General features: G+C 61.1%; 22 protein-coding genes, 2 tRNA genes and 1 riboswitch. Of the genes, 11 read left to right on the top strand and 13 right to left on the bottom strand.

The window, feature by feature from the left end; all coding sequences use genetic code 11:
- The first annotated feature begins 105 nt into the window (after positions 1 to 105).
- The 3 genes from E2N92_RS04665 to E2N92_RS04655 all read left to right on the top strand — a co-directional run bounded on the left by E2N92_RS04665 (position 106) and on the right by E2N92_RS04655 (position 1,420).
- Entirely contained in the window at positions 106 to 756 is a 651-nt protein-coding gene (locus tag E2N92_RS04665; RefSeq protein WP_220682527.1) for a DUF4013 domain-containing protein, read from the top strand.
- A gap of 66 nt (positions 757 to 822) precedes the next feature.
- Positions 823 to 1,227: a DUF2178 domain-containing protein gene (locus E2N92_RS04660; protein WP_220682526.1), complete on the top strand. Its 405-nt coding sequence runs from the start codon at positions 823 to 825 to the stop codon at positions 1,225 to 1,227.
- A complete protein-coding gene (locus E2N92_RS04655; protein WP_220682524.1) occupies positions 1,220 to 1,420 on the top strand; it encodes a helix-turn-helix transcriptional regulator in 201 nt (66 codons plus the stop codon). Before E2N92_RS04660 ends, E2N92_RS04655 begins: the two co-directional genes overlap by 8 nt.
- A 668-nt stretch (positions 1,421 to 2,088) precedes the next feature.
- Here E2N92_RS04655 and E2N92_RS04650 read toward each other — a convergent pair.
- Positions 2,089 to 2,673, bottom strand: coding sequence for a Yip1 family protein (locus tag E2N92_RS04650; RefSeq protein WP_220682523.1), 585 nt, complete (start codon positions 2,671 to 2,673; stop codon positions 2,089 to 2,091).
- 175 nt (positions 2,674 to 2,848) lie between these two features.
- Between E2N92_RS04650 and E2N92_RS04645 the strand changes: the two genes are divergently transcribed.
- The 4 genes from E2N92_RS04645 (at position 2,849) to E2N92_RS04630 (ending at position 6,519) form a co-directional block, all read left to right on the top strand.
- Positions 2,849 to 4,039 (top strand): COG1361 S-layer family protein, encoded by a 1,191-nt coding sequence (locus E2N92_RS04645; protein WP_220682522.1) that lies wholly within the window; start codon positions 2,849 to 2,851, stop codon positions 4,037 to 4,039.
- Complete coding sequence (locus tag E2N92_RS04640; RefSeq protein WP_220682521.1) at positions 4,039 to 4,716, top strand: ABC transporter ATP-binding protein; 678 nt, start codon at positions 4,039 to 4,041, stop codon at positions 4,714 to 4,716. The genes E2N92_RS04645 and E2N92_RS04640 overlap by 1 nt, the downstream gene beginning before the upstream one ends.
- Positions 4,713 to 5,891: an ABC transporter permease gene (locus E2N92_RS04635; RefSeq protein WP_220682519.1), complete on the top strand. Its 1,179-nt coding sequence runs from the start codon at positions 4,713 to 4,715 to the stop codon at positions 5,889 to 5,891. The genes E2N92_RS04640 and E2N92_RS04635 overlap by 4 nt, the downstream gene beginning before the upstream one ends.
- 102 nt (positions 5,892 to 5,993) lie before the next feature.
- Positions 5,994 to 6,055: riboswitch (Fluoride riboswitch) on the top strand.
- Positions 6,056 to 6,132: 77 nt separating this feature from the next.
- Positions 6,133 to 6,519, top strand: a complete 387-nt coding sequence (locus E2N92_RS04630) for a fluoride efflux transporter FluC (protein ID WP_220682518.1) — start codon at positions 6,133 to 6,135, stop codon at positions 6,517 to 6,519.
- Positions 6,520 to 6,534: 15 nt separating this feature from the next.
- On the opposite strand, the gene E2N92_RS04625 is transcribed toward E2N92_RS04630, so the two are convergent.
- Positions 6,535 to 7,200 (bottom strand): dihydrofolate reductase family protein, encoded by a 666-nt coding sequence (locus E2N92_RS04625; protein ID WP_220682517.1) that lies wholly within the window; start codon positions 7,198 to 7,200, stop codon positions 6,535 to 6,537.
- Between the two features lie 120 nt (positions 7,201 to 7,320).
- A tRNA-Phe gene (locus E2N92_RS04620) sits at positions 7,321 to 7,394 on the bottom strand.
- Between the two features lie 88 nt (positions 7,395 to 7,482).
- On the opposite strand from E2N92_RS04620, the gene E2N92_RS04615 reads away from it, so the two are divergent.
- The gene (locus E2N92_RS04615) at positions 7,483 to 8,448 is read left to right on the top strand and encodes a DHH family phosphoesterase (RefSeq protein WP_220682515.1); all 966 of its coding nucleotides are present in this window, start codon (positions 7,483 to 7,485) and stop codon (positions 8,446 to 8,448) included.
- On the opposite strand, the gene E2N92_RS04610 is transcribed toward E2N92_RS04615, so the two are convergent.
- A complete protein-coding gene (locus tag E2N92_RS04610; protein WP_220682514.1) occupies positions 8,441 to 9,214 on the bottom strand; it encodes a hypothetical protein in 774 nt (257 codons plus the stop codon). The two genes, E2N92_RS04615 and E2N92_RS04610, sit on opposite strands and share 8 nt — an antisense overlap.
- A gap of 50 nt (positions 9,215 to 9,264) precedes the next feature.
- Between E2N92_RS04610 and E2N92_RS04605 the strand changes: the two genes are divergently transcribed.
- Together E2N92_RS04605 and metG are read left to right on the top strand one after the other, a co-directional pair.
- The gene (locus E2N92_RS04605; protein WP_246589317.1) at positions 9,265 to 10,137 is read left to right on the top strand and encodes a GNAT family N-acetyltransferase; all 873 of its coding nucleotides are present in this window, start codon (positions 9,265 to 9,267) and stop codon (positions 10,135 to 10,137) included.
- A 52-nt stretch (positions 10,138 to 10,189) separates the two neighbouring features.
- Positions 10,190 to 12,190: a methionine--tRNA ligase gene (metG, locus tag E2N92_RS04600; protein WP_220682512.1), complete on the top strand. Its 2,001-nt coding sequence runs from the start codon at positions 10,190 to 10,192 to the stop codon at positions 12,188 to 12,190.
- Between the two features lie 1,244 nt (positions 12,191 to 13,434).
- Here the strand turns inward: metG and E2N92_RS04595 are convergent.
- The 3 genes from E2N92_RS04595 to E2N92_RS04585 form a co-directional block, all read right to left on the bottom strand.
- Positions 13,435 to 13,509 (bottom strand) — tRNA-Arg (locus E2N92_RS04595).
- A 56-nt stretch (positions 13,510 to 13,565) separates the two neighbouring features.
- Entirely contained in the window at positions 13,566 to 13,964 is a 399-nt protein-coding gene (locus E2N92_RS04590; RefSeq protein ID WP_220682510.1) for a DUF473 domain-containing protein, read from the bottom strand.
- Between the two features lie 5 nt (positions 13,965 to 13,969).
- The gene (locus E2N92_RS04585; protein ID WP_220682509.1) at positions 13,970 to 14,692 is read right to left on the bottom strand and encodes a proteasome assembly chaperone family protein; all 723 of its coding nucleotides are present in this window, start codon (positions 14,690 to 14,692) and stop codon (positions 13,970 to 13,972) included.
- A 163-nt stretch (positions 14,693 to 14,855) separates the two neighbouring features.
- On the opposite strand from E2N92_RS04585, the gene E2N92_RS04580 reads away from it, so the two are divergent.
- Positions 14,856 to 15,164, top strand: a complete 309-nt coding sequence (locus E2N92_RS04580; RefSeq protein ID WP_220682508.1) for a DUF5611 family protein — start codon at positions 14,856 to 14,858, stop codon at positions 15,162 to 15,164.
- A 54-nt stretch (positions 15,165 to 15,218) separates the two neighbouring features.
- Here E2N92_RS04580 and E2N92_RS04575 read toward each other — a convergent pair whose 3' ends face one another.
- The 6 genes from E2N92_RS04575 to E2N92_RS04550 all read right to left on the bottom strand — a co-directional run bounded on the left by E2N92_RS04575 (position 15,219) and on the right by E2N92_RS04550 (position 26,520).
- Positions 15,219 to 15,791: a hypothetical protein gene (locus tag E2N92_RS04575; protein WP_220682507.1), complete on the bottom strand. Its 573-nt coding sequence runs from the start codon at positions 15,789 to 15,791 to the stop codon at positions 15,219 to 15,221.
- Positions 15,733 to 15,897 (bottom strand): hypothetical protein, encoded by a 165-nt coding sequence (locus E2N92_RS04570; protein ID WP_220682505.1) that lies wholly within the window; start codon positions 15,895 to 15,897, stop codon positions 15,733 to 15,735. The genes E2N92_RS04575 and E2N92_RS04570 overlap by 59 nt, the downstream gene beginning before the upstream one ends.
- 17 nt (positions 15,898 to 15,914) lie before the next feature.
- Positions 15,915 to 18,851: a NosD domain-containing protein gene (locus E2N92_RS04565; protein ID WP_220682504.1), complete on the bottom strand. Its 2,937-nt coding sequence runs from the start codon at positions 18,849 to 18,851 to the stop codon at positions 15,915 to 15,917.
- A gap of 29 nt (positions 18,852 to 18,880) precedes the next feature.
- Positions 18,881 to 20,044 (bottom strand): hypothetical protein, encoded by a 1,164-nt coding sequence (locus tag E2N92_RS04560; protein WP_220682503.1) that lies wholly within the window; start codon positions 20,042 to 20,044, stop codon positions 18,881 to 18,883.
- A 615-nt stretch (positions 20,045 to 20,659) separates the two neighbouring features.
- Positions 20,660 to 24,979: an Ig-like domain-containing protein gene (locus E2N92_RS04555; protein WP_220682502.1), complete on the bottom strand. Its 4,320-nt coding sequence runs from the start codon at positions 24,977 to 24,979 to the stop codon at positions 20,660 to 20,662.
- A gap of 452 nt (positions 24,980 to 25,431) precedes the next feature.
- A complete protein-coding gene (locus E2N92_RS04550) occupies positions 25,432 to 26,520 on the bottom strand; it encodes a hypothetical protein (RefSeq protein WP_220682501.1) in 1,089 nt (362 codons plus the stop codon).
- Positions 26,521 to 26,524: the final 4 nt, after the last annotated feature.

Raw genomic sequence — 26,524 nt, 5'->3', positions numbered from 1 at the left:
ATCTATCTGTTTACTTCTGGTTCATGACTCTGCCTCTTTGGGCCGCCGACGCCGCAAGTCTTCTCTACCCCCCGGGCACACCTATGAGGGAGACGTGAGTATTGAATGGATCTTGGTGCACTCTTTATGGATGCGGCCCGGTATACGAAGGGCACCTTCTGGGGGCGGTGGAAGGACACGCTCAAGCTGCTGGTCAGTTTTGTCATCTTCCCTCTCTTCTTCGGGTATGTCGTTCAGATCCTGCGTGGGGAAAATCCGGCACCGTCGGTGCGGTGGTCCTGGCGGATGTTTGTCGACGGGATCAAGATCTGTCTGATCTGGATCTTCTATATCGTCCCGGTGCTGGTGGCAAGCGTGATGCTCATCACCTACGTGCTGGTCCTCTACGAGATGGAAGGCGTCGGTGCGATCGAGCCTCTTCTGCCCGAGATCATCGGTGGAGTCCTCGGTGTCCTGGTGTTCTATATCCTGGTGTCCCTGTTTGTAAACTTTGCAACGATCCGGTTTGCCCGCGAGCGGAGATTTTTTGCGGCGTTCTCGTTCGGGGAGATCTGGAGGTGCATCGACCGCATCGGTTTCTGGCAGTATGTCGCCGCGGTGGTCCTGATCTCCGCTTTCGTGAATGCGGTTCTTGCTCTCTGCATGCTCATACCCGTGGATGAGGTTGCGCTTGTGCTTACCCTGCTGGTCACGATCCCGCTGGGGATCTTCCAGGCCAGGTATTATTCGAGGATCTATGACCTGGCGATGGAGTGAGGCCCTCCATCCCCTGATGTCAAGGTATATTAACAGTGGCCGCGAACACGTTTTATAACGCTGTACATGAATCGAAGCCAGTTTTTCCTCTGTATCACTCTCATCGCCCTTGTGGAGGTTGTCGTCTTTGCGCTCGCCCTGAGCATGGGCTACGACGCCTTTGCAGAGCTCTCTTTCTATATCGCTCTGCTCCTGGTCTTCGTCTGCAGGCAGCGGGTGAAAGGGGTGATCTGGGACGAACGGCTGAGCAGGGTCGAGGAGCAGGTGGCCGAGAAGACGTTGAAGATCGCGCTCTTCCTGATGATCTTCTTCGGGCTGGGCTTTTTCGTCTCCGGGGCACTTCTCCAGCTTGAGAGGCCGATGAATGACGGGCTGTTCCTCCTCGAACTCGCGGGTGGGATCATCTTGCTGTACCTGGTCCTCTGGATCATCGCGATAAAGCCGTTCTGGGATGAAGGGGACGATGAATAACAAACTCAAGGTCTACCGGGCACTGCACGACCTCACCCAGGAACAGCTGGCGGTTGCCCTGGGGGTGACCCGGCAGACGATCATCGCCATCGAGAAGAAAAAATACGATCCTTCCCTTGACCTTGCCTTCAAGATCGCCCGCTATTTTGACGTTGCCATCGAGGAAATCTTCTCGCCCGAAGATAGTCAGTGACCGCGCGGCATCTGCAGGGTGCCGGAAGGGCATGCCGGAGATCCTGAATCCTCACCTCATGACAGATCAGCAGATGAAGAACACCAACTCGTACCCCCGGTGTCGAGGATAGGGAGGGGCGGCAGTTGAGGGTTCTGTAAAATCACTCATGAAGCGAAAGCACGCCTCAAGCATACGCGATGAAAATGTCTCATCGCTTGATCTCTCTTTTCAAGACTGAAGAACCGGTGGAGACCTTTTTCCATTGCCGCCCCACCTATCCTCATCGTGGGGGGTCCGGGGGGTTTCCCCCCGGCGCGAGATGACAGGAAAGATCCTGCGATTGGGGGCGGCACGTTCTGATCATCACGCCTTCCCACACATCGGTGCCGGGGGCTCTGCCCCCGGACCCCCGGGATGAAGATAGGGCTGGGAAGGCAGTTTTGTTCTCCGCATACCGGGTATGAGAGAAATCTGTGTGTTCAAATTCTCACCCATAACTCCAGCATTGAACATCTGGATCATTTTCATAGTAATCGGGCTTTAGGCATACTTTCGCCTCGTGTCCCGTCCTACAAAGCCCGGGAAGGACGTTCCAAAAAAGAGAGGGCGGGGGGAGACGATGGTATAGGGGTCCCGCCCATTCAGGTGTGTGTGCTGGTTGGGTGGTCCAGAGGTGTCTGATCTTCTCAGATCGCGATGGACAGCATGGAGACGATGAGGATCAGCACGGCGATCACAGCGGCCTTTGCGGTGGTGAGTTCGTGGGCGTGCTTGAAGCCGAAGAACCAGATCACCGTCGACCAGAGGGTGAAGATGAGTCCCAGGACGACAAAACCGAGGGCGGCGCCCATCTTCTCGATGTCCATGTGGTAGACGAGGAGGAGAGCGAGGCCCAGGACTCCCATCAGGACCTGCGGGAGGTTGCCGTACCCCACGACGGCGAGCGTCGACTTGAATGACCCGGTGCCGCCGAGAACTTTTGCGATCACATGGAGGATCAGCGACTGGATGCCCCAGATGATGAAGATGCCAATGAAGATGGCGGCTGCGGCCAGGATGCCGACAAATGGTCTCAGGACTTCTGCGTCGGGGCCTTCCAGACCTGGCAGGGGCACGGCCCCGGCGGCGAGGTAGGCGGTGAGCGCCGCCAGCAGTGCGGTGAAGAGGATGATGAGGCCCGGTATCTTGATGCTCTCGATACGTTCGCCCAGCGATTCGAAGAACCGTTCCGGGGCGGTAAGGATGTCGATGAGGGATGTGTCGGTGTTCATGATATGCTCCGTGTACCCGCGGCCGCCACGGCGACGGCCTGGTGCAGAGAAATGTAAGGCGTGTTTGTCTATATGAATGCTCCTCTTGACATATGGTAAGGTATTAAAGACAAAATGTACAACATACTTTACACAGTCGTGGGCGCAGGCGCCCACCACGGAGATCAGCATATCCATGACATACCGCACACCTCTCGCCCTCATTCTCGGGCTGATGATCCTCGTCTGTTCCGCCGCCGCGGCCTCCGCGACCGGAGCGGCCTCGCATGTATCGGTCACGAACATGACTGTCGAACCGGCCACCCTCATGCCCGGCGACACCGGGACGGTCACCGTCGATGTCGCGAACAGCGGTACCGAACCGGTCCAGATCAGCAGGGCCGTCCTGAAAGGCACCGAGATCAAAACTCTCAACGACCGGACCTATGAGGCGGCCGGGACCGTCGGGCCCGGCACCACCGTCTCGTACACCTTCACGGTCAGGGCAGACCCGAACACCCGTGACGGTGTCTACTACCCCTGGTTCTCCCTTGACTACGGCCAGGACGGCAGCCTGAGCACCCATGTCCCGGTCAGGATCGAGGAGACCCCGCTCACCGTCGTCGTCACCGACCGCCCGGATACCTTCACCGAGGGGAAGAAGGAGCATATCGCCCTCGTCGTCGGCAACCCCCGCACCTCCCCGGTGACCGGGATTACCGTCGCCCCGCGCGGGGAAGGGATCGAGGCCGCCCAGACCGGGTGGTTTGTCGGTACCCTTGCCCCATCGGCCCAGGCGAACGTGACCCTGGACGTCATCGCTCACCAGGAGACCGACCTCGCCTTCGACATCACCTACCACACCGGGCCCAACACCCACACCACCACCGTCACCCTCCCGGTCGCCTTCGGCCAGTCCAACACCAGGGCCGAACTGGTGGTGAACAACATCGAGGTCCACGGCAGTTTCGGATCGTACTCGGTCAGCGGCGACATCACCAATGCCGGGCTTGAGGCCGCGAAGTCGGTCGTCGTCACCTCGGGCGACCCGGCCGTGCCCGAGAACCCCTATCCCGAATACGCTATCGGCAGCCTCGACCCCGACGACCTCGCAAGTTTCGAACTCGACTTCAGCGCCGAGAACGCCTCGTCGGTCCCGCTCGTGATCACCTACCGCGACGCCGACGGCACGCCGTACACCAGGACGATGCCGGTCAGCATCGACCAGCACCAGGCCTTCACGACCGGCGTGCACGGGGCTGACGCCACCGAAACGAAGGACGAGGCCATCCCCCTGCCGGTGATGATCCTCTTCGGCGTGGTCGGCCTGGGGGTCATCGGGGCGATCCTGAAGAGCAGCGGGCTCCTGAACAGGTGGAGGAAATAATGGGAGACGAGCCGGTCATCCGCCTCGTTGACGTCGTCAAGATCTATCCGCGGGTCGCCGGAGACGTCAGGTCGCTCGACGGCGTCTCGCTCTCCATCGACCCCGGCGAGTTCGTGGCGATCATGGGCCCGTCCGGCTCGGGCAAGTCGACTCTCCTCAACCAGGTCGGCTGCCTGGACACGCCGACCGAGGGGGACGTCGTCATCAACGGGGTGAACACCAGAAATCTCTCCGACGACGCCCTCACCGACCTGCGCCGGGACGCCATCGGGTTCATCTTCCAGAAGTTCAACCTCATCCCGGTCCTGACGGCCAGGGAGAACGTGGAGTACCCCTACATCATCAAGCACAAACACGCAGGGGGGGAGGGGCGGGCCCTGGAACTCCTGGAGAAGGTCGGGCTCGACGCCGAACTGGCCACCCACACCCCCAACGAACTCTCCGGCGGGCAGCAGCAGCGGGTGGCCATCGCGAGGGCCCTGGTCAATGACCCGGCGATCCTCCTCTGCGACGAACCGACCGGCAACCTGGACTCGAAGATGGGCGTCCAGATCATGGAACTCCTGACCGATCTGAATCAGGCCGGCAAGACGGTGGTGATGGTGACCCATGACCCGGGCACGGCGGAGTACGCCGACCGCGTGGTCAGGCTCATGGACGGGAGGGTGGTGGCATGATCGGCACCGACATCTACTTCGACCTGGCAAAGCGCAATGTCCGCCTCCACTTTCTCAGGTCGGTCCTGGCGGCGATCGGGATCGTCATCGGGGTCTTTGCCATCACGACGATGGGGATCCTGGGCTCGGCCCTCCAGGTCTCGGTGACGAGCGGCTTCGGCGACGAGGGCGGGAAGATCGCCGTCTCCCCCGCGAGCGGCGGGGGCGGGTTCTTCGGCGGGAGCGAGGAGACGCTCAGCATCCCTGAGGTGAGAAAGATCGAGCGGGCGAGCATGGGCAACCCGGTCGTCCCGTTCCGTTCGACCTTCTCGAAGATCCGGGCCGCCGGTGAGGACGGGTATGCCTCGGTGTACGGACTCGAACCCGACGATATGCCGCTCGTCGTCGAGGTCGAGAAAGGCGTGATGATCCATGGCGGCGACCGTGCCCTCGTCTCCTCGGACATCGCCGAGGAGCACGACCTCACGATCGGGAGCAGGATCACCATCGGCGACGGTGAGCATGCCAAGAAGGTGCGGGTCGCCGGCATCCTGAAGAACTCAGGGTTCGGCACCGGCATCTCGACCTACAGTTCGATCATCATCACCGACCGGCTGTACCAGGAACTCAACGGCAAGGAGAGCGGGTACGACAGGGCCCTGGTCATCGTCGAGAACCTCGACGAGGTCGAGAAGGTGCGGGAGAGCCTGGACAGGAGTCTCAACGGGAGAAAGGAGACGGTCGAGATCTCTGACCCCAAGGCCCTGGTCGAGATGATCTCGGGGGTTCTTGGGGCGGTCTCGATGGCGGTCACCGGGATCGCGGGGATCTCGCTGCTGGTCGCGGCAGTGAGCATCTTCAACGTGATGATGATGTCGGTGACCGAGCGGACGCGCGAGATCGGGATCCTCCGGAGTATCGGGGTCAGGAGCAGGGAGATCATCAGGATGTTCCTGTACGAGGCCGGGATCCTGGGCGCGATCGGGGCGGTGATCGGCGGGATCCTCAGTCTGATCGTCGGCGGGATCCTGGTCGCGGTGATGCTCGAAGACGTCTCGTATCTCTTCGCCCCGTCGGTGCTGATGAACGTGGTCGTCGGGATCGGCGTGGGCATCGGGATCTGCGTGCTCTCCGGTGTGTACCCGGCCTGGAAGGCCTCGCGGCTCTCCCCGATCACGGCGCTGGCGGCCGAGTGAGAGGGCTCTTCCCTTTTCTCTCTTTTTCAGGGGAGTGACGGCCGCCAGCTTGATATCTTTCCGAGTTCCATTTCTATACTCCATGGGTTCGGGCCTCTCTTCGAGGGGTCGGGCGATGAAGTCCGCCTTGAACCGCCGTCCTGGCTGATGACTTCTCTTCTCCACCGGTTATCGGGCGCGCAGGGATCTCTGTGCCCGCGTCCGTTCGAGAGCCGGCGGTCATGATATACGGAGGACTGCGATGCACTATGGATTGCTGCTTATCGGGACCGGCGGGTTTGCCGGTGCACTGTTGCGCTACGAGATCAGCGGATGGCTCCAGGAGGGGTACGCCTCCTTCCCGGTCGGGACGCTGGGGGTGAATGTGCTCGGCTGTTTCGCGCTCAGTTGGGTGAGTTATATGGCCGAGTATACCGGCGTGGTGAGCGAGGAGATGCGGATCTTCCTGACTGTCGGGCTCCTCGGGGCCTTCACGACGATGTCCACCTTCGGCCTGGAGTCGTTCAGGCTCCTTGAGGACGACAACCTCCTGGGTTTCGGGGCCTATGTAGGGGCGACCCTCCTCCTGACCGTCCTCGCCATCTATGCCGGGCGGGGATGTGCCGGCGCGGTGGCGGCGGCACTCTGAATTTCCTTTTTCCATTCACCCGACGCGGTAGACGAGGTGGACGCACCCGTCGCCCACTTCGCCGACCCGCTCCAGGACAAATTGTGCTCTCTTCTCATCCAGGCTCTCGAAGAGGTGCTTCGCGCCACGGCCGGCGAGCGCGGGGGTGAGGACGAGACTGAGACTCTTCACCAGACCTGCCTCCAGGAGGGCGGAGTTCAGCCGCTCGCCGCTGTCCGAGACGACGACCTGCACGCCGAACCGCTGGTGCAGCGCCTCCAGCGCGCTCCGCAGGTCGACCCGCTCTTTCCCTGCCCTGATGACGGGGTAGTGGCGTGCGCTGAGGTACTCGAGGTACGACGCCGGCGTCTCTTCGGCGACGAGGACGACGATGTCCCGACAGTAGTCCGAACGCCGGTAGACGTGGAGGAGGCCGTGCAGCCTTCCTCTGCTGTCGACGAAGACCCAAAGGGGGCGGGGGTCTCCTGTGTGCACCGCGGGGCGCTCCATGTCTCCGCTCTCTTCGGGGGGAACCTCCGCCAGGTAACGCTCGATGCCGCTCACGGCGGTCATCGACCCGACCAGCATGGCGTCGGGCGTGAACTCGGCGGCGACCTGATAGTGGAGGCCGATGTCGGGTTCGAATCCGGTGACCGCGCCGTCGATGCTCATGCTCGTATGGACGATCACATCAGGCAGCATGCTCTCGTCTCTCCTCTCGGAGAGGGATAAGGGTGTCGTCCCGCGTGGGCGGGGTATCGAGACGAGTGGTGCGGTAAAAAGCGCTTCCACTGGTGCTTTTGAATTGAATGTAAAAAGGAGTGCCCCAGCCCGGATTTGAACCGGGGACAACCAGATCTTCAGTCTGGCGCTCTCCCAGTCTGAGCTACTAGGGCAGCCATACCATATTGGCGTTCCTGATTAATAAACGGTACGGTCGCCCACGCCGCCTTTTTTATCCCTCCGTGGTTCCAAGAATAGGTAATGGTAAGCGTCATCGAAGGCAGGAAGACCACCGACGAGGATATTGTCGCCGCTGTGGAGGGGCGGAAGAACGGGGTCCTTCACCTCACGCACAACGACCTCGACGCCGCCGGCGCCGACGCCATCCACCGGATGGTGTACGGGAAGATCACCACGATCTTCGCCTCGGTCGGGCGGTACGACTCGATCCTTGCACTCATCGCCGGACTCCCGGGCCGCGGTGACGTCCTCTCGATCAGCGACCTCGGGTACAAGAAGGGGGTCGAGGCCTCGGCGAAGGCCGCGGCCGCGAACGGATGGAAGATCGAGTGGCGGGACCACCACCGGTGGACCGAGGCCGAGGCCGACCTGGTCAGGCCACACTGCTCTCTCCTCACCATCGACACCTCGGTCTGCGCCACCGGGATCGTCGCAAAGGCCCTCCGTCCCGACGACCGGACCGCCGTGGAGGTGGCGCGGGTCGTCTGCGACTACGACCTCTGGAAGAAAGAGGACCCCCGCGCCGACGTCCTCGGGCTCGTCACCCAGCGTCGCCACCTTCTCCCGCATATCAGAAACCTCCTCTCGCAGGGGCGGTTCACCGACCGGAAGATCGAGGAGATCTATGCCGAGATCAGGGCCGAGATGGACGCCGCCATCGGGGCCAGCATCAGCGAGGCGAAGATCTACCGGGAAAAATACACCATCGCCTTCGCCCCCCTCCATGGCTACCCCTCGGAGACCGCCCACGCCATGAGGGACGCGCTGGGTACCGACATCGAGGTGATCGTCTCCAGGAACGGGCGGTTCTCCATCCGTTCGGTCCCGCCGGTCTGCCACCTCATCGCCCGCGAGTTCGGGGGCGGCGGCCACCCCAACGCCGCCGGTGGGAGTTTCACCTTCTCGCTCATGGACCGTTTCTTCTTCTGGCTCCTGAAGCGCAACCGCCACTTCAAGGAACTCGTCAAAGTCGCCGATTCTATTTGAGGACGTACGCCTCTTCGAGGAGCGCCGTCCAGGCCTCCTCATCGCCGCTATCGGTGTAGCCCCCGGCCGAGATCTCGTCGGGGTCGAAGACGTCGAGCGCCTCGCCGAGGGCCTGGTGGTCGGGGTGGAGGAGCGAGAGTTCGCGGATATCGTAGCGGTCGATGAGGTCCGCGGCCTGTCCCAGTTCGGACGGAGCAAGGGGGAGGAGGGACTGGTGTTCGAGCACCGCCTCGAGGGCGGCGGGCTGCCGCGTGAGCGGGAAGAAGAGCGATCTGGTCCCGGCCAGGAGGTCGAGTTCGGTCTCGTCGGCGTCGTCGATGAGGATGACGTGCCCGCCCACCCCGGCGTCCCGCATCTCGCGCAGCAGGCGGCGGAAGGCCCGGCAGACCTCCTCCTCCGCCTCCTCCGGGTCACCGAAGTACCGGTCTTCGAGCCCGAGCATCGAGGGCGCCGGCAGGGAGAGCCAGGCGTTCTTCTTCCATCCCCTGAGGTCGTCGAGCGCGGCGTCGGGCACGGTCCCGACCTCGCCGGTCACCGCCCCGTCACCGACCCCGGCAAGACACTCGAGCACCCGCTCGCCGTAGAAGATCCCGCCGACGGCCGGGAAGTCCACACCGTCCTGAAGGGCGGCAGAGCGTTCGATCCGGTACGCGAGCAGGTCGCCGCCCTGTCCCTTCCGCCGCTCCACCCAGCGGGCCAGGTCCGCCACCGCGGGCGTCCCGACCTCGGCCCCGAAGCCCCGTGTCCTGACCGGTATCCGCTTCATCACCAGAGATGCTCCTTTCCCCCATATAGGAGTGATGAAGAGAAACGCTGATGTACCCCTGCTTTCCCATCCTCTTCATGGAGAGAGAGTGTGTCGTCAGGCGGATGGAACGCGCCGACGTCGACTTTGCCGTCGGCCTCGCACGAGAGGAGGGGTGGAACCCGGGTGTCCACGACGCGGAGGCCTTCTATGCCCAGGACCCGGAGGGCTTTTTTGTCGCCGAGGTGGGCGGCGAACCGGTCGCCTGCTCCTCGATGGTGCGCTACGACAATGAGTTTGCCTTCTGGGGGCTTTTGATCGTCAGGCCCGAATACCGCGGCCTGGGCTACGGGCTCGCGGTCACGGAGGCCGCCTTCGCCCATGCCGGCGGCCGGACGATCGGTGCCGACGGCGTCGTGGCCATGCAGCCGAAGTACCGCGACCGGTTCGGGTTTGTCCTCCACTACCGCAACATCAGGTTCCGGGGTATGGGCCGGGGCGAGATGCCCGGGGGCCTGGTCCCACTCTCCGGCGTGCCGTTCGAGGAGGTCGTCGCCTACGACGCCGACGTCTTCCGGGCCCCTCGGCCGCAGTTCCTCGCCCCCTGGCTCGCGCAGGAAGGAGCGACCGCCCTCGCCGCCCTCGGGCCCGACCGGAGACTGCAGGGGTACGGCGTCGTCAGGCCGTGCTTCGAAGGATACAAGATCGGTCCGCTCTTCGCCGATACGCCGGCGATCGCGGAAACTCTTCTCGACGGCCTGGCGGCCTCGGTCCCCGACGCGGCGTACTTCTTCGACGTCCCCGAACCGAACCCCGCCGCCCTCGCCCTCGTCCATGAGCGGGGGATGGAGCAGGTCTTCGAGACCGCACGGATCTATCTCGGTCAGGCGCCGGCCGTTCCCCTGGACCGGGTCTTCGGCGTCACGACCTTTGAACTCGGATGACCTGATGCGCTTTAAATAATGTTTGTATATCTTCACCACCAAGAGGTATGAGATGAGTGGCAAACCGTTGCTGGTGACATGCGGCCTTCCCTACACGAACGGCCCCTGTCACCTCGGGCATCTCCGGACCTATGTCCCGGCTGACTTTTATGTCAGATATCTCCGCCGCTGCGGAGAGGACGTGGTCTTCATCTGCGGGTCTGACAACCATGGCACGCCGATCGTGATCAGCGCCGAGCAGGAGGGCACGACCCCCCGCGACCTCGCCATGCGGTACCACGCGCACTTCGACGAGACCTTCAAGCGCATGGAGATCACCTTCGACCACTTCGGGATGACCGACGACGAGATGAACCACCGCCAGACGCAGGCGATGGTCCAGGCCCTTGTGGACAACGGGTATGTCTATTCTGAGACGATCCAGCAAAGTTACTGCACCACCTGCAAGCGGTTCCTCCCCGACCGGTACGTGGAGGGCATCTGCCCGTACTGCGGCGCCGCGGCGCGGGGCGACGAGTGCGACCGCGGCTGCGGGCGTCACCTGGAGCCCGGCGAGATCAAGAACCCGATCTGCAAGGTCTGCGGGTCGCCTGCCGAGATGCGCGAGCAGGAGCACTACTTCTTCAAACTCGGTGAGTTCAAGGAGTTCCTCCTCGAGCATCTCAGCCACCTCGGGGGCACGGCCAACGCCCGCAACTATGCCACCGGCTGGGTGCGCGAGGAACTGCACGACTGGTGCATCACCCGCACCCTCGACTGGGGCGTGAAGTTCCCGGGCCGCGACGACCTGGTCGTCTATGTCTGGGTGGACGCCCCCATCGGCTACATCTCCTTCACCAGGGAGTGGGCCGAGGAGACCGGGAACGACTGGAAGCGGTACTGGCGCGGCGACGGCGATATCGTCCACTTCATCGGCAGCGACATCATCTACCACCACTGCATCTTCTGGCCGGCCCTGCTCAGCGGTGCCGGGTACGGCACGCCCTCGGCGGTCGTGGCCTCCGGGATGGTCAAGATCGACGACCAGAAGTTCTCGAAGTCGCGGGGTTATGTGGTCTGGACGAACGAGGACTACCTGGACCAGGGCCTCCCGGCCGACTATCTCCGGTACTATCTCCTCTCGTACACCAGCCACACCAAGGAGCTGAACTTCTCCTGGAAGGTCTTCCAGGAACGGGTGAACTCCGAGATCGTCAACACTCTCGGCAACTTCCTGTACCGCACCCTCCACTTTGCCCAGAAGTTCTTCGGCGGCGTGCCGGCCGGGACGGCGGCGCCCGAGGTGACGGCCGAGATCGAGCGATCGCTTGCGGCCGTCGACCACGCGGTGCGGGAGTACGAGTTCAAGGGTGCGGTCGACGCCATGATGGCCCTCGCCGCCTACGGGAACACGCATATCCAGAACCACGCCCCGTGGAAGTTGATCAAGGAGGACCGCGAGGCCGCCGCGCAGGTCATCGTCGATTGTCTCCAGGTGGCGAAGGCCCTCACGCTCCTGGTCGAACCGGTTCTGCCCGAGGCCGCCCAGCGGGCTTGGGAGATGCTCGGCCACGAAGACGCCGTCTCGGCCCATCCGGTCAGCGAGGGGCTTGCACCGGTGCAGGAGGGCGCTCTTCCGGCACCCTCGCCGCTCTTTGCCAGACTCGAGGACGACCAGGTCGCCGCCCTCGAGAAGATCCTTGAGGGCCGCGTCGCAGAAGCGAAGAAGAAGGAACTGAAAACTATGACCGAAGCAAACCAGATCTCTATCGATGACTTTGCGACGATGGACCTGCGGGTCGCCCGCGTCCTCGCCACCGAACCGGTGAAGGGTTCGAAGAAACTTCTCAAGATCCAGGTCGACCTGGGCGACGAGCAGCGCCAGGTGGTCTCGGGCATCGCGCCCTTCTACAATCCCGAAGACCTTGTCGGGAAGAGCGTGGTGATGATCGCCAACCTCAAGCCCGCGAAGATCTTCGGGATCGAGAGCAACGGCATGATCCTTGCCGCCGGCGAGGAGGCCTCCCTCCTGACGCCCCTGAGGGACGTCAAGCCGGGGACGAAGATCTGCTGAACTTTTGATATTTTCTTTTTTTTTGCTTCGGGGAATTGGGCATGAACTTTTGGCTCGAGCGTACGCGATTGAAAATCGTTCAGAGAACCTCTCTCAATCGCGACAGCGCACTCGGAGGAGATTGCTCAATTGCCGCCCCCACCCTATCCTCTCGCGAAACGGCAGAAAAAGATCGTGCGATGGAGGGGCGGCACGTTCTGATCGGTACGCTTTCCTGTCAGCATGACCCCGAAGATAAAACCTGGACGGGGAAGCGCGGATCTCTTTTCAGCGGGATCACGCACCCCGTGCCGTCCCCCGTCCTATCCTCTCGCGAGATGGCAGGAAAGATCCGATGGAGGCGGGACGGCACATTCTGATTACGACACCTCTTCCTCTGTCGCGAACCCGACGATAGAAACCGGACGGGAAAGGGGGATCGCTTTCCGGGGGGATCACGCGCCCCGCGCCGTCCCATATCCTATCCTCTCGCGAGATGGCAGGACAGATCGATGAAGACGGAACGGCACATTCTGATCGCGAAACCTCTTCCTCCGCCGCAACCCCGAAGATTGGAGCGCCCGATCACTCCCGTCACAAAAAAGTACAGCAGCCATGAACACCCCCCGCGCCGTCCCCTGGCTATCCTTTCGTGAGATGGCAGGCCCGTCCGTGCGATGAGGGGCGGCACGTTCTGATCATTACGCCATCCCGTTTTCATGACCCCGGAGATAAAACCTGGACGGGGAAGCGCGGATCTATTTTCAGCGAGAACACGCGCTCCGTGCTGTCCCCTGTCTTATCTTCTCGCGAGATAGTCGAACAGATCCGATGAAGACGGGACGACATGGTTTGATCATGTTGCCGTCCCGCTTTCATGACCCCGAAGATAGAACCGGGACGGGAAAGGGCTGATTATTCTTCAACAGAAACACGCGTGATGCCGTCCCCCGTCCTATCCTCTCGCGAGATGGCAGGACAGATCGATGAAGGCGGGACGGCATGGTTTGATCATGTTGCCGTCTCGCTTTCATGACCCCGGAGATTAAACCTGGACGGGGAAGCGCGGATCTATTTTCAGCGAGAACACGCGTCCCGTGCCGTCCCCCGTCCTATCCTTTCGCGAGATGGCAGAACAGATCGATGAAGGCGGGACGGCATGGTTTGATCATGTTGCCGTCTCGCTTTCATGACCACGAAGAAGAACCGGGCGGGGATAGATGGAACGATCATCCTGAAGAATATCGAAACGTTGCAAAATCGGACGGGCCTGGAGGGATTCGAACCCCCGGCGTCCGGGTTAGAAGCCCGGCGCTCTATCCTGGCTAAGCCACAGGCCCCGGCTGAGCCAATAACTATTGCTCTCGCAGATTATTAAATTTGTGAAGGGGGGAGGTCAGATCGCCCGGTAGTGGGCCGCCTTGACCACCTCGACCGTCACCGGTTCGCAGATCGTCCCGGTCCGCACCGTCTTCACCATCGAGTTCGCGCAGTAGCGGAGCTGGCTCCGCGCCGTGAGCCGTTCCCGCTCCTCGTAATAGACCGGGTGGATGTAGTCGACCACCCGCTTCATGCTGACACTCACCGAGAGCACCCTGACGATGATCCCGACGTCGCCCGGCGAGAGGTCCTCGAGGTCGACGTTGGTGAGGAAGAGGTAGGTGTCGGGCCCGGGCTCGAGGGCGGCGATCGAGATCACGTTGTGGGCGCTCTGCAACTCGAGGGTCCGCGGCTTGCCCATCTTCAGTTCGTTGAGAACGGCCCCTGAAATCCCTGTCAATGCGGTCATCTTCATCTCGATCACCCGTACATCGGAAGGTACTCTTTCTTCTGTACCGGCTCGGTCCGCTGGACTTCTTCGGCGAGTTTATGCATCGTCGCCTCGATATCGGCCGCCTGTTCGAGGAGCGGATCGATATCGACGTCGAAACCGTAGAGGGTGTTGAGGACGGCGAGGGTGGCGGCCGATGAACGGGGGTCGGGCGTGTTGACGGTCTCGCCCAGGAACCCGAAGCCCGGGATGTCCCTGATCTTGCACTCGGTCAGGACACTCCCGGCGATCCCGGAGATGCTCCCCATCGGGAGGACGACCGTATGCTCCTGGATCCGCTCAAGCATCTCCCCATGGGTGGCGACCCCGAAGACCCGTTTCTCAGGCTCGTTGGTGACGATCCCGGCGATCGCGATGACCTCTCTGGGCTGGTACGGGGCGATCCAGTCCATGATCCCGTTCGCCACCTCGTAGCAGATCATCGGGTGGATGGGAATGTCCGCGACGATAGCCACAATATCGCCTTTTTCATAGATCCTGACCGGTACGTTGATGACTCCGTTTGCCATCATCGCGACCGGCGGGAAGTATTTGCTGGTGATATTCCCGATCAGGTCGAAGTCCAGTTGTTCGACGAGGTACTGGAGGGCGATGCTCCCGACAAGTCCGTTGCCGGGAAAGCCCATGAGTACGACCGGGTGTTCCCCGTGCAGGGGTTCAGATGTGATTTTGACATCCGGTTCGGACGACATCAACCTACCATGGGCAGGGGAGCATAAATAGTATTCTCAGGCGGTCTGTTGCGCGGTCGGCCCGGCCCTCCGCGGATGGTTTTTATGGGGGTCAGAGCATGTTTTTAGGTGGATGCCCTGCCCTGTCTAAGGGTTTATCCGGTCGGCCTGCACACCTGATCGTATGCAGGAGTACAAGATCAAGCGGGGGTTCACGAAAGGGCTGGAGGAGCGGATGGTCGCTTCCTTCTCCGAGTGCTTCGAGATGGAGCCCGAGGAGAAGGACGGGCACTATGTCATCTCGTACGGGGCGCTCAAGCGGCTTGACGTCTGCCTCGGCGAGAAGGGGAAGACCGTGCTGGTGGATACCGAGTCAGACATGGAAGCCGACGACGAGACGATCCTGGACACCAACCGCCGCTTCAGGAAGTACCTCGATGCCGTCACGGGGTACAATTCGAAGGAGCGGGCAAAGAAGTTGCAGAAGGACTGAGTCCCCCTCTCTTTTCTCTCTCTGGGGGCGACGGAAAAAAAGGGTGAGTTCGTCTTATTTTTTCTTCAGGTAGATCGCTGCGCCCGCGACGACGACGATGAGGAGGACGCCCGTGACGATCGGGAGAGTCCGGTCTGTCGTCTCGCCGCGGGGTGCCTCGACACCGTTCGCGTCGGTGACCTGTGCTGCCGGGCGGTCGTCGTCTCCGGCGGAGGGCGTTTGTGCGGCGGTGAAGAGTGCGAAGGTGCTGAAGTGCGAGACTTCGGCGGTGACGGTCATGGTCTCATAGTCGATGGTCGTCGGGATCTCTTCCCATCGTCCTGCTTCGGCGTTGTACCACCTGACGGTGAGGTCACCCTCTTTGAGGTCTTTCCATTTCTCCGCCGGGATCTCGAAGGTAAGGGTGATGGCGGGGTCGAAGGTTGCGCCGGCCGGTCCGCAGAGATAGGTGTATCCTGCTGCGACGAACCCGGTCACGCCGGCGGCGTCGGGCACCTCGCCGGGTGACGCGGGCCTGATGGTGATCTCGTCGAGGGGCGTGCCTTCGGAGTTGTGGGCCGCGGTGCCTTCAGGTACTGAGAGGGTTGCGATCCGGTCTGATGAGACGACGGCTGCGGGCTCGTCCACCGTTCCGGTAGCGGAGGTTGCGAGCGTTGTGCTGCCGACGACCGGTGCTGCCGACCAGGGCCGCCATCACGACGATGAGCACGATGATTGCTGTTCTGCCTTTCATTCTACTCCTCAAAAAATTTAGATGCTGATGGCGGCAAGGGTGCCGCCGGTCCGCATGAAGACCCAGTAGCCCTCGCCGGGGTTGAGGTCTCTCTCGTCAGAGTGCGACCCGCTCCCGCTGTTGATGATCGAGGGTGCGTAGGCCTGTTCTTCGGCGTCGAGGCCGATGAGGATGGCCCATGCATCTTTGACCGATGCGAGTGCGTCCTTTGCCGGTGCCGGACTGACGTCGGAGAACCCGATGGCGTTCCATCCGGGCACGAGGGCCTTTGTGGGTGCGGTGGTGGGTTTGAGCGAGTCGAAGGTGAGTGCGACGGTTGCGGTGGTGTTGGAGTAGATCCAGACGCCGTCGAGCGGTTTGACCGGAGCATCGCTCTTGAGGACTTCCCAGCCTTCCGTGCCGTCGTAGCCGAAGATCGAGTGGCCGGCACAGTCGACGTTCTCAAAGAGGGCGACGGTGTCGTTGCCTGGTGCGAGGGTCCGCGGGACCGAGACGAAGTTCCATCCCTTCTTGAGGGTGAGGACGGTGAACTCGGGCGACGGTGCAGCGCTCACCGTCACCTCGGCGGTGCCGCTGACCTCGCCGCTTGTGGCGGTGATGGTCGCGGTGCCGGCGGCGACTGCCTCGACGTATCCGGTTGCGTTGACGGTTGCGACGGCGGTGTCGCTGCTCGTCCAGGTGAACGCGGTCTCTGCGATCTCCTCGCCGTACTGGTCATAGGCGGTCGCGGTGAACTGCTGCCCGTCACCGGCGGTCATGCCGGCGGTGGCCGGGATGAGGGTGATGGTGGTGAGTTCTGCGGGTGCGAGGCTCACCGTCACTTCAGCGGTGCCGCCGACCTCGCCGCTCGCGGCGGTGATGGTCGCGGTGCCTGCGGTGAGTGCCTCGACGTATCCGGTTGCGTTGACGGTTGCGACGGCGGTGTCGCTGCTCGTCCAGGTGAACTCGGTCCCTGCGATCTCCTCGCCGTACTGGTCATAGGCGGTTGCGGTGAACTGCCGGCCGTCACCGACGGTCAGACTGGTGGTGGCCGGGTCGAGGGTGATGGTGGTGAGTTCGGGAGCAGGTGCACTGATCACACCGTTCTGCCACTCGCCCATCATCGGGTACTCGTCCTTGTATGCTCCGAATGACATCGGTGTGTCGCCGATGCCGTTTGTGTCGGCGTCGGTGCCGGTGTATCCGGTGTAGTAGTTGCCGACGTAGCCGGTGCACTCGCCGCCGCGGTAGGTGTAGGTCACCTCTTCGGGCGAGTGGTAGGTGTTGGCGGTCTTGATCTCGACGGGGCCGAGGAAGGCGTTGGCCCAGATGGTGTTGCCCTTTGCCGCGTCCTTGATACAGATCTCGGCTTCTCCGTTGTTCTCACAGGTATTTTTGACGATCAGATTTTTGTGGGCAGTGTCGCGGATACTGAGGCCACGGCGGGTGTTCTCGTGGCAATAATTCTCCTCGATGGTGTTGTTTGTCGCCGAACCCCCGAGGTGGATGCCTTTATGGCAACCAGAACAGTTATTCCTCCTGATAATGCAGTTGCTGGTATCTTTGAGACAAATACCCGCCGGCTCCCGGGATCCCGGGGGACAGTCGTACTCCTGGGCGGTGCATTTGTCGAGTTCGTCGCCCAACCCTCGGACCGTGAAGCCCTCAAGGGTTACGTCGTCGGTGAAGACTCCGAAGACCGGTTTGTCGGCGGAGGCGGCGGTGACCGTCACGGTGCCGGCGCCATTTTCAGTGACAATGACAAGGTGTTTATCCACCAGCACGTTCTCGGTGTAAGCGCCGTCTTTGACGACGATGGTGTCACCGGCGTTTGATGCAGAGACTGCATCGCTGATGGTGGTGTAGACGCCCTCACCACCGTCGTCGTCGACGTACCGCGTCTTCGGTTCGGGCAGTGCAACCGGGACATAGGCGTCGTGCGTCGCGTTCAGCGGTGCGTGGTCGGTGCCCAGGCCGTCGGGGAGGACGTACGGGGTGTCGATGACGCCGTCGTTGTTCTCGTCGTCGCCGGTGTGGGCGGACCAGAAGTTGCCGAGGTACCCGGTGTGGGTGGTGCTGTTGTAGGTGTAGGTGATGGGGGCGGTTGAGTTCCAGTGGGTGAGGGTAGGGGCGGTGGTGCCGGTGTGAATGGTGAAGGCCCCTTTATTGTCGGTGAAAGTGTTGAGGAAGATCTGGTTGTTGTCGCCTGCCTCTCTCCAATAGATGATGCCGCCGTTTCGTGTGAAGGTGTTTCTGGTGATGGTGTTGTTGGTTGCTTCTGCTTTCCAGATTCTGATCGCATCACCCGTGTTGTCCTTGAAGGTGTTGTTGGCGATGGTGCAACCTGTCGCATAGTGAAGATTTAAGGTATAAGTACATGTGCCGTTCTCGAAAATGTTGTCCTCGATGGTCGCGTTTGCGGCTTCTTTTCTGATAAATAGGGCACCGTTAGCCCCAGGTATGTTGACGAAGGTGTTATTGACAATCCGGGGGGATGCACCCTTTACATTGATTGCTGTATGGGTTCCTGATGATAGATTTAGGACACTGTTATTTGCAAACATACAATTCGGCGCATAAATTATCATGGTGGTTGATGCCGTCATCCCGTCAAAGACACAGTCCCTGATAATGCAATCATGACCATATACCGACAGCACAGAAGCTTTGAGGATCGTAAGCCCTTCAAGTGTTGTTCCAGATCCCTTGATCTCAAGGTTAGCTCCATTACCGTCGACTATGACAATATCAGACCCCTCTCCCGTGAGGGTGAGGTTGGGTATGGTTAAGTCACTAAATGCTGGATAGGTTCCCGCTCTGACGAAGATCGTGTCGCCTTCTGCGGCGGCGTCGATGGCATCCTTGATAGTGGTGTAAACTCCCTCGCCGCCGCCGCCGTCGACGTACAGGGTCGTCGCCGTCGTCGGTGCGATGAGAAGCAGAATAAGGCAGAAAATTCCAATCGATTTTTTCATGAAAATCACCATAGAAAAGAAAAAAAGGGTTAGTTGGTGTGGTGATGCGTCACCACGAGCTTTACGTAGTCAGTTGCGATGTGAGATAATTTATCCTCGCAATCGTTTTCATCGTAGAACTGAGCCGTGTTCTGCTTCACGAACACCGTGACATTACCGTTGACGACGTAGTCACCGATGTTTGAGGTGATGTCGCCGGAGAGGGTCTCGTAGCCGGTGCCGCTCTTCCAGATGTAGGTGGTGGCGCCCTGGTCCGCGGAGGTGTTGTCGTGGCTGCCGGTGCCGTCCCAGGTGACATTGAGTTTCTCGATGTTGCTCGCACTCTCCGTGACGTTGAAGACGAAGCGCTGGGCGGCATAATTGCCGTTGGTGGAAGTGTTGAACCAGTAAACGTCGCCGTCATCGGCGTCGATGTTTGCGCTGGTGAATGGGGTGTTCGGCATGTTCCTGGTGCTGGGGGTGGCGTTGACGCCGCCCTTGTACGCATACTCGACGGTGTCGCCGCCGGTGGCGAAGTCATAGCGGTGCGGGGGGTAGACTTTAATCCTGTCGACGTACTTTGCCGAGAGCCCTTTTGCCGACGGCCAGCTACCGCTGCTGTCGGTATAGTTGTGACGGTACCACGGGTCAAAGGCCGCTTCCATGTCGCGGAGCGTCAGGTTGAGCGAATCGGCAACACCATAGGAGTCTGGGGGGGTGTAGAAGTACAGGCGCATGCCCCACCTGAAATTCGGCACATAACTATAGTCCCCGTCCCACCACGTCAGAATCATTTCGCCCTGCCGGGAATGGGGGGTGTAGACGTTGTCATATCCAAAGTAGACCGCAAAGTTGTCGTCTGACTGGATCATAACTTCATCGCCGGAGCTCATCCCCCCGACTTTGTCGACGAGGTCAGAGACGGCAGTACCGTTGTGGTCACAGAACCAGATCATATTCTGGCCACTGTCGCCCCACGGATCGTTGGAGTTGAAGGTCGGACCCTGCATATATACTGGGCCGTTGCTGTACTTGTTGGAAAGATTGGTCCGCATCTCCTGCCATGTCAGAGATTCGGTCTGGTCGACTGCGGAGTAGTTGTTGTCAGCGTACTTCGTGATCGTCACGCTCGTTGTTGCCGCGCTCGCCGGTGCCGCCATCAGGGCGATGCACAGGCAGACTGCAATCAGCAGAAATCCGGATTTTGATTCCATTTACTCGCCTCTCCGATTTTATGTGGTCGATCCAATATAGATCAAAGAATGCTCGAATGAACTATAATAAAAATATTTTGATTATATTTCCGACCGTGTTAATGACGTTTTGTTGATCACATTGTCCTCATGTGCCACATACCTCTCGTACCCACTCTCCAGATTTCAGGTGATTCTAACCCCTGTGCCGGATGTGATGAGGGAGGCGGGATATGGCCGTATTCTTTGGGGTATTCGTGGGGAGAAGAGAGATGGGCGGATTTTGAAATTTTAGGGAGACCAATCGGCCCGGATATATCATGCGCGCAATAATATATTGCGGCTTCTAATAAACAATGGATCTTGGGCATTTCTCCGGGATCGTCAGGTTCATGATGGTCGTGTTGCGGATAGAGATGAGATGGGGTCGTAAGAGTGGCACATCAGAACCACAAGGGCGCCATGAGAATGTACCCGGACGACAGATGTCCGGCCGTTGGAGAAGAGAGCAGCGGGGACGACCCCCCCATCTTCACGATCATCTCTTTGCTCTCCCTTCCCCGTTGCCATCCCGGATCCTCCCGGCGTGAGGGTGGGGCGGGGGCCGCCGTGACCCCTGCAACGAGAAAAAAAAGGTTAGGTGCTGATGGCCGCCAGGGTTCCGTCGGCACGCATGTACAGCCAGTATCCCTTGCCCGGTATCATGGGGCAGGTGTCGGCGTGGGTGCCGGTGGCGCCGTTGATGGCCGAGTGTTCGTATGCCTGCTTTTCTGCGTCGAATCCGATGAGGATGGCCCAGGTGTCTTTCACGGATGTGAGGGCGTCTCTGGCGGGTTCTGGCGCGATGTCTGAGAACCCGATGGCGTTCCATCCTTCTGCGAGGTGCTTTGTCGGGGGGGTCGCGGGTTTTGCGGGGTCGACGGTGATTTCGACGGTGGTGCTCTCTGCTGCGTAGACCCAGATGCCGTCGAGGGGCCGGACGATGTCGTTCTCGCCGAGGGTCTTCCAGAGTCCTGCGGCGGCGTCGAAGGCGAGGATGGAGTGGCCGGCGGAGTCGACGTCCGCGAAGATCAGAGCGGTGTCGTTGCCGGGTGCGAGGGTCCGCGGGACGGAGACGAAGTTCCATCCCTTCTTGAGAGTGAGGGCGGTGAATTCGGGTGAAGGTGCAGCACTCACCGTCACTTCGGCGGTTCCGCTGACCTCTCCACTCGTCGCGGTGATGGTCGCGGTGCCCGCGGCGACCGCCTCGACGTATCCGGTTGCGTTGACGGTTGCGCCGGCAGTGTTGCTGCTCGTCCAGGTGAACGTGGTCTCTGCGATCTCCTCGCCGTACTGGTTGCGGGCGGTGGCGGTGAACTGCCGGCCGTCACCGACGGTCAGGCTGGCGGTGGCCGGTTCGATGACGATGGTGGTGAGTTCTGCGGGTGCGAGGCTCACCGTCACCTCGGCGGTTCCGCTGACCTCGCCGCTCGTGGCGGTGATGGTTGCGGTGCCTGCGGCGACCGCCTCGACGTACCCGGTAGCGTTGACGGTTGCGACGGCGTTGTTGCTGCTCGTCCAGGTGAACTTGGTCCCTGCGATCTCTTCGCCGTACTGGTTGCGGGCGGTCGCCGTGAACTGCCGGCCGTCACCGACGGTCATGCCGGCGGTGGTCGGGTCGAGGGTGATGGTGGTGAGTTCGGGAGCAGGTGCACTGATCACACCATTCTGCCACTCGCCCATCATCGGGTAATCGTCCTTGTAGGTGCCGAAGGACATCGAGGTGTCGCCGATGCCGTTTGTGTCGTCGTCGATGCCGGTGTATCTGCTGTAGTGGTTCCCGACGTAGCCGGTGTACTCGCCGCCGCGGTAGGTGTAGGTCACCTCTTCGGGCGAGTGGTAGGTGTTGGCGGTCTTGATCTCGACGGGGCCGAGGAAGGCGTTGGCCCAGACGGTGTTGCCCTTTGCCGAGTCTTTGATGCAGATCTCGGCTTCAGCGTTGTTCTCGCAGGTGTTGTTGAAGACGAGATTGCCGGCGACGGTGTCGCGGAGGCTGAGGCCGCGCTTGCTGTTCTCGTGACAATAGTTCTCTTCGACGGTGTTGCCGGTGGCGTCGCCGCCGAGGTGGATGCCGTTGTAGCACCCGGCGCAGTCGTTCTTCCTGACGATGCAGTCGTCGAACCCGACGATCTCGATGCCCGCGACGTGCTCGTCGGTCGGCCCGCGGACCGCAAAGCCTTCGACGGTCACGCCGTCGGCGTTGACGTCGAAGACCGGTTTGCCGGTGGTCGCGGCCGTGACGGTCACGGCGCCGGCGCCGTTCTCGGTGCGGATGACGAGCAGTTTGTCCACCAGCACGTTCTCGGTGTAGACGCCGTCCTTCACGACGATGGTGTCGCCGGCGTTCGAGGCCGCGACCGCATCGGAGATAGTGGTGTAGATCCCATCCCCGCCGTCGTCGTCGACATACAGCGTCGCCACCGGGGGCCCTGTCGGAACATCTCGTGCCGCCATCAGCCTGATATCATCGACACCGACGCTGAGGTACCGGTATTTACTGCTGCTCTCATTGAAATGGGTCTGCAGCCTGAAGGTGTGCTCACCCGGTGCATATCCTGAGATGTCGATGACGTAGTTTTTCCACATGCTCCCGTCATTCTTTCCTTCGACGATCTCCGTGTCGTCCAGGAAGATCTTCGCCCAGTCTCCGTCGACGGTCCTATCCAGGTACACATAGGCGTCGAAACTGAGGGTGGTCGCCCTCTCCGGGAAGATGATCGTCCGCTCTGCCAGGGAATTCTTCGTCGACCAGCCCGAACTGATGCTGTTCCTTCCTTCATGGAACTTGGCATCATTCACCAAGAAGTTCGTCCCGGTCCATCCTGCGGCCGACTCGCATGGGTCTGCCCATGCAACGATCTCGGTCGGGAAGACGGTTGCGGTCCCGTTAACGCCCTCTACTGTTGCGACGACGTGAGCGGTACCGATGGCGTGTCCTGTGTACAGTCCGTCCTGTTCGATCTCGCCGACCGTTTCGTTGCTGAACGACCAGGTGACCGGGATATTCTTCATAACATCGTCGTACTGGTCGTAGCATATGGCTACGAACTGCTGCACCTCCCCGGCAAAGACATCTGCCAGTTCCGGTTTGACGACGATCCGCTCGACGGCCGGTGGATCACGGGTATAGATATGGATCTCTTTGACGAACTTCGTCGAAATACCCTTGGGTGATGGTTCGTCCTCGTAGAAGTGCCAGTCTGACGGCCTGAGACAGTTGACCATGTCGTCGATGCCGAAGACATGCCATCCGTGCGGGTTGGTTGAGTTGTCGGCGAAGAAGAAGACCCTCATCCCGTCTCGGTATCCTCCTGGCACCTTTTTGCCGTCGGCCTCCCAGGTGAGGACCAGAGGCCCCTGCCTTGCCTCGTATTCATAGATATTCACATACCCGAACGACACCTTCCACCCGTCCCGTGCCCTGACGGTGATCCGGTCGCCCGGTGTCATGCCACCGACGAGGTCGCAGAGATCCCGGACATCCGTCCCTCTCATGACGCCGTAATCGACGAGGTTGACGTCCTCGGTCGGATTCCACTTGTCGTAGGGCTCGTTCGGATGGACCATTTTCCACTCGTTCTCGAAGACCGGTCCCTGGTGATAATACCTGGTCTTGCCGTCGCCGAGGACCGGGAGGTTGCGTTCCATCCATCTGAAATGCACGGTCGTTGAGTTGACGACGGTGCCGTTCTCTGCATGTTTGATGACGGTGACCTCGGTCGTCCCACCATAACTGGGCGGCGTGATGGTGAAGGTTGCCTCGTTGTTCGTCTCGTTCGTCTCCGTCACCACTTCACCTGCATCGACGACCGCTCGCAGCATCTTCATCTCGCGCCGCGGCGGTTCCCAGGTGAACGTGAGGTCCGCCGCCGCCCCGCCGCCGGCAAGGCTCTCGACGGTCAGGTTCCCGACGACGATCTCCTCCTCCGATGTAAGAGTGGCATACAAAAAGACCGAGAACGCCTCTGCGGTCGCGGTCCCGTTGTTGGTGACCGTCACCGTATCCTCGAACGCAACGTCCGCACCCTCCCCCGTGCAGCCCGGCGCACCCGCAATGGCAATGACGAGGTCGGCCGGGTCGATGGGCCCGCCGGTGATCTCGCCGTTCCGCCAGAGTCCCATCATCGGGTACTCGTCCTTATAGGTACCAAAGGACATGGGTGTGTCGCCGATGCCGTTGGTGTCGGCGTCTGCGCCGGTGTACCGGCTGTAATAGTTGCCGACATGGCCGGTGCACGCTTTCGAACCATAGGTGTATGTCACCTCTGCCGACGAGTGATAGATGTTCGCCGTGCGGAGTTCAACAGTGCCGTTGAAGGCGTTGGCCCAGATGATATTGTTATTCGCTGCGTCCTTGATGCAGATCTGGTCTTCGGCGTTCTTCTCGCAGGTGTTGTTGAAGAGGAGGTTGCCGGTAGCGGTGTCGCGGACACTAAGACCACGTTTGTCGTTCTCGTGGCAATAGTTCTCCTCAACGGTGTTGCCTGAGGCGTCGCCGCCGATGTGAATGCCGTTGTAGCAGCCTGAAACGTCATTCTTCCTGACGGTGCAGTCTTTGAACCCGACGATCTCCACGCCGCCCCAGTCGCCCGGTCCGCAGACCGTGAATCCTTCGACCGTCACGCCGTTGGCGGCGAGGTTGAAGACTGGTTTTGCGGGAGAGGCAGCGGTGACGGTGACTGCACCGGCGCCGTTCTCGGAGCAGATGCAGAGCAGTTTGTCCACCTGCACGTTCTCGGTGTAGGTGCCGTCCTTCACGATGATGCCGTCTCCATCGGCGGCAGCCGTGACCGCCGCCCCGATAGTCGTGTAGACTCCCTCGCCACCGTCGTCGTCGACATACAGCGTCGCCGCTGCAGCGGGGGCGATGAGGAGGGTGAGCAGAATAAGACAGATAATTCCAGTTGATTTATTCATCGATATCACCGAACGGAAAAAGAGGATGCGGCGTGGCGGAAGACCGCCACGGACCGAGCTTCTGCCCCTGCCCCGGGGGGGCACTGGAGAGGCATCGCTTTGGGGTTTTTCATTCTCAGGATCGTACGACGTAAACTCATGGTTTCACTTCCGGTTGGTTTTTAGATACGTGAACGTCGATCGGGCGAGTTATAAATCTCTTTTCATGAAAGTGTAAATTATATTAACTAAATTGCCTTTACCCATTTGACCGCAACGGGGCCTCGAAGGCGCGTGAAAGATCTCTGTTGCTCTGAAAAGGTCGGGATGCCGCTCCGGCTTGTCCGTATTATTGTAATTGTGGCATTTATCTCTATTGGATGGATCACATTCGGCTTTTTGGGCATTATGGCACGAAAAAAGAATAAAATAATCTGATTTGTATTCTGCGCGTCTGATCTATCCTGGGAGGTTTAGTCTTTCTTCTTCATGTAGATCGCGGCACCGGCGATGCCAACGATGAGGAGGACGCCCGTGACGATCGGGAGAGTCCGGTCTGTCGTCTCGCCGCGGGGTGCCTCGACACCGTTCGCGTCGGTGACCTGTGCTGCCGGGCGGTCGTCGTCTCCGGCGGAGGGCGTTTGTGCGGCGGTGAAGAGTGCGAAGGTGCTGAAGTGCGAGACTTCGGCGGTGACGGTCATGGTCTCATAGTCGACGGTGGTCGGGATCTCTTCCCATCGTCCTGCGTCGGCGTTGTACCACCTGACGGTGAGGTCACCCTCTTTGAGGTCTTTCCATTTCTCCGCCGGGATCTCGAAGGTAAGGGTGATGGCGGGGTCGAAGGTTGCGCCGGCGGGTCCGCAGAGGTAGGTATAGCCTGCTGCGACGAACCCGGTCACGCCGGCGGCGTCGGGCACCTCGCCGGGTGACGCGGGCCTGATGGTGATCTCGTCGAGGGGCGTGCCTTCGGAGTTGTGGGCCGCGGTTCCTTCAGGTACTGAGATGGTTGCGATCCGGTCTGATGAGACGACGGCTGCGGGCTCGTCCACGGTGCCGGTCGCGGAGGTTGCGAGCGGTGTGCTGCCGACGACCGGTGCTGCCGGTGCCTCGACGGAGGGTGCGACGGTTCTCACCGGAGCGGGGTTCGAGGGGCTGCCGCCCCCGCCGCCGCCGCTGCTGCCGGGGGTCGGGGTCGGCGTGGTGCCGCTCTTCGCTGCAAGGGCGATGGTGTGCACCTCGCCGGGGCGGAAGGTTGCCTTCCCGGCTTCCTTGCCGCCAACGGTGAAGGTGACGGTCTTGCCGACGTCGTCGGCGTAACCGGTGACCGGGAGGTTCTGGTCGGTGTTTTTGTCGCCGCCGAAGGTGCCCGGTTCGTCGATGGTGATGGTCCCTGCGACCTCGCCGTCGATGAGGGCGAGGATGGTCGTGCCCGCGGGTGCGGGTGTGCCGTCGATGGTGACGGTGCCCTTGTACTCGTCTGGCATCTGCGGCACTTCTTCTGCCGCCATGACACCTGTGACGAGTGCGAGGGCGATGATGAGAACGATGGAGATTCTTTTCATGGTC

Origin of the sequence: Methanofollis formosanus (genome assembly GCF_019633745.1) — an archaeon.
GTDB classification, from domain to species: Archaea; Halobacteriota; Methanomicrobia; order Methanomicrobiales; family Methanofollaceae; genus Methanofollis; species Methanofollis formosanus.
The sequence above is the reverse complement of the archived record's forward strand: the minus strand, read 5'-3'. Positions and strand labels throughout refer to the sequence as shown.

Coding starts and splice junctions, on each gene's coding strand:
- E2N92_RS04665 (WP_220682527.1), top strand. CDS start 106: ATGGATCTTGGTGCACTCTTTATGGATGCGGCCCGGTATACGAAGGGC.
- E2N92_RS04660 (WP_220682526.1), top strand. CDS start 823: ATGAATCGAAGCCAGTTTTTCCTCTGTATCACTCTCATCGCCCTTGTG.
- E2N92_RS04655 (WP_220682524.1), top strand. CDS start 1,220: ATGAATAACAAACTCAAGGTCTACCGGGCACTGCACGACCTCACCCAG.
- E2N92_RS04650 (WP_220682523.1), bottom strand. CDS start 2,673: ATGAACACCGACACATCCCTCATCGACATCCTTACCGCCCCGGAACGG.
- E2N92_RS04645 (WP_220682522.1), top strand. CDS start 2,849: ATGACATACCGCACACCTCTCGCCCTCATTCTCGGGCTGATGATCCTC.
- E2N92_RS04640 (WP_220682521.1), top strand. CDS start 4,039: ATGGGAGACGAGCCGGTCATCCGCCTCGTTGACGTCGTCAAGATCTAT.
- E2N92_RS04635 (WP_220682519.1), top strand. CDS start 4,713: ATGATCGGCACCGACATCTACTTCGACCTGGCAAAGCGCAATGTCCGC.
- E2N92_RS04630 (WP_220682518.1), top strand. CDS start 6,133: ATGCACTATGGATTGCTGCTTATCGGGACCGGCGGGTTTGCCGGTGCA.
- E2N92_RS04625 (WP_220682517.1), bottom strand. CDS start 7,200: ATGCTGCCTGATGTGATCGTCCATACGAGCATGAGCATCGACGGCGCG.
- E2N92_RS04615 (WP_220682515.1), top strand. CDS start 7,483: ATGGTAAGCGTCATCGAAGGCAGGAAGACCACCGACGAGGATATTGTC.
- E2N92_RS04610 (WP_220682514.1), bottom strand. CDS start 9,214: ATGAAGCGGATACCGGTCAGGACACGGGGCTTCGGGGCCGAGGTCGGG.
- E2N92_RS04605 (WP_246589317.1), top strand. CDS start 9,265: ATGTACCCCTGCTTTCCCATCCTCTTCATGGAGAGAGAGTGTGTCGTC.
- metG (WP_220682512.1), top strand. CDS start 10,190: ATGAGTGGCAAACCGTTGCTGGTGACATGCGGCCTTCCCTACACGAAC.
- E2N92_RS04590 (WP_220682510.1), bottom strand. CDS start 13,964: ATGAAGATGACCGCATTGACAGGGATTTCAGGGGCCGTTCTCAACGAA.
- E2N92_RS04585 (WP_220682509.1), bottom strand. CDS start 14,692: ATGTCGTCCGAACCGGATGTCAAAATCACATCTGAACCCCTGCACGGG.
- E2N92_RS04580 (WP_220682508.1), top strand. CDS start 14,856: ATGCAGGAGTACAAGATCAAGCGGGGGTTCACGAAAGGGCTGGAGGAG.
- E2N92_RS04570 (WP_220682505.1), bottom strand. CDS start 15,897: ATGAAAGGCAGAACAGCAATCATCGTGCTCATCGTCGTGATGGCGGCC.
- E2N92_RS04565 (WP_220682504.1), bottom strand. CDS start 18,851: ATGAAAAAATCGATTGGAATTTTCTGCCTTATTCTGCTTCTCATCGCA.
- E2N92_RS04560 (WP_220682503.1), bottom strand. CDS start 20,044: ATGGAATCAAAATCCGGATTTCTGCTGATTGCAGTCTGCCTGTGCATC.
- E2N92_RS04555 (WP_220682502.1), bottom strand. CDS start 24,979: ATGAATAAATCAACTGGAATTATCTGTCTTATTCTGCTCACCCTCCTC.
- E2N92_RS04550 (WP_220682501.1), bottom strand. CDS start 26,520: ATGAAAAGAATCTCCATCGTTCTCATCATCGCCCTCGCACTCGTCACA.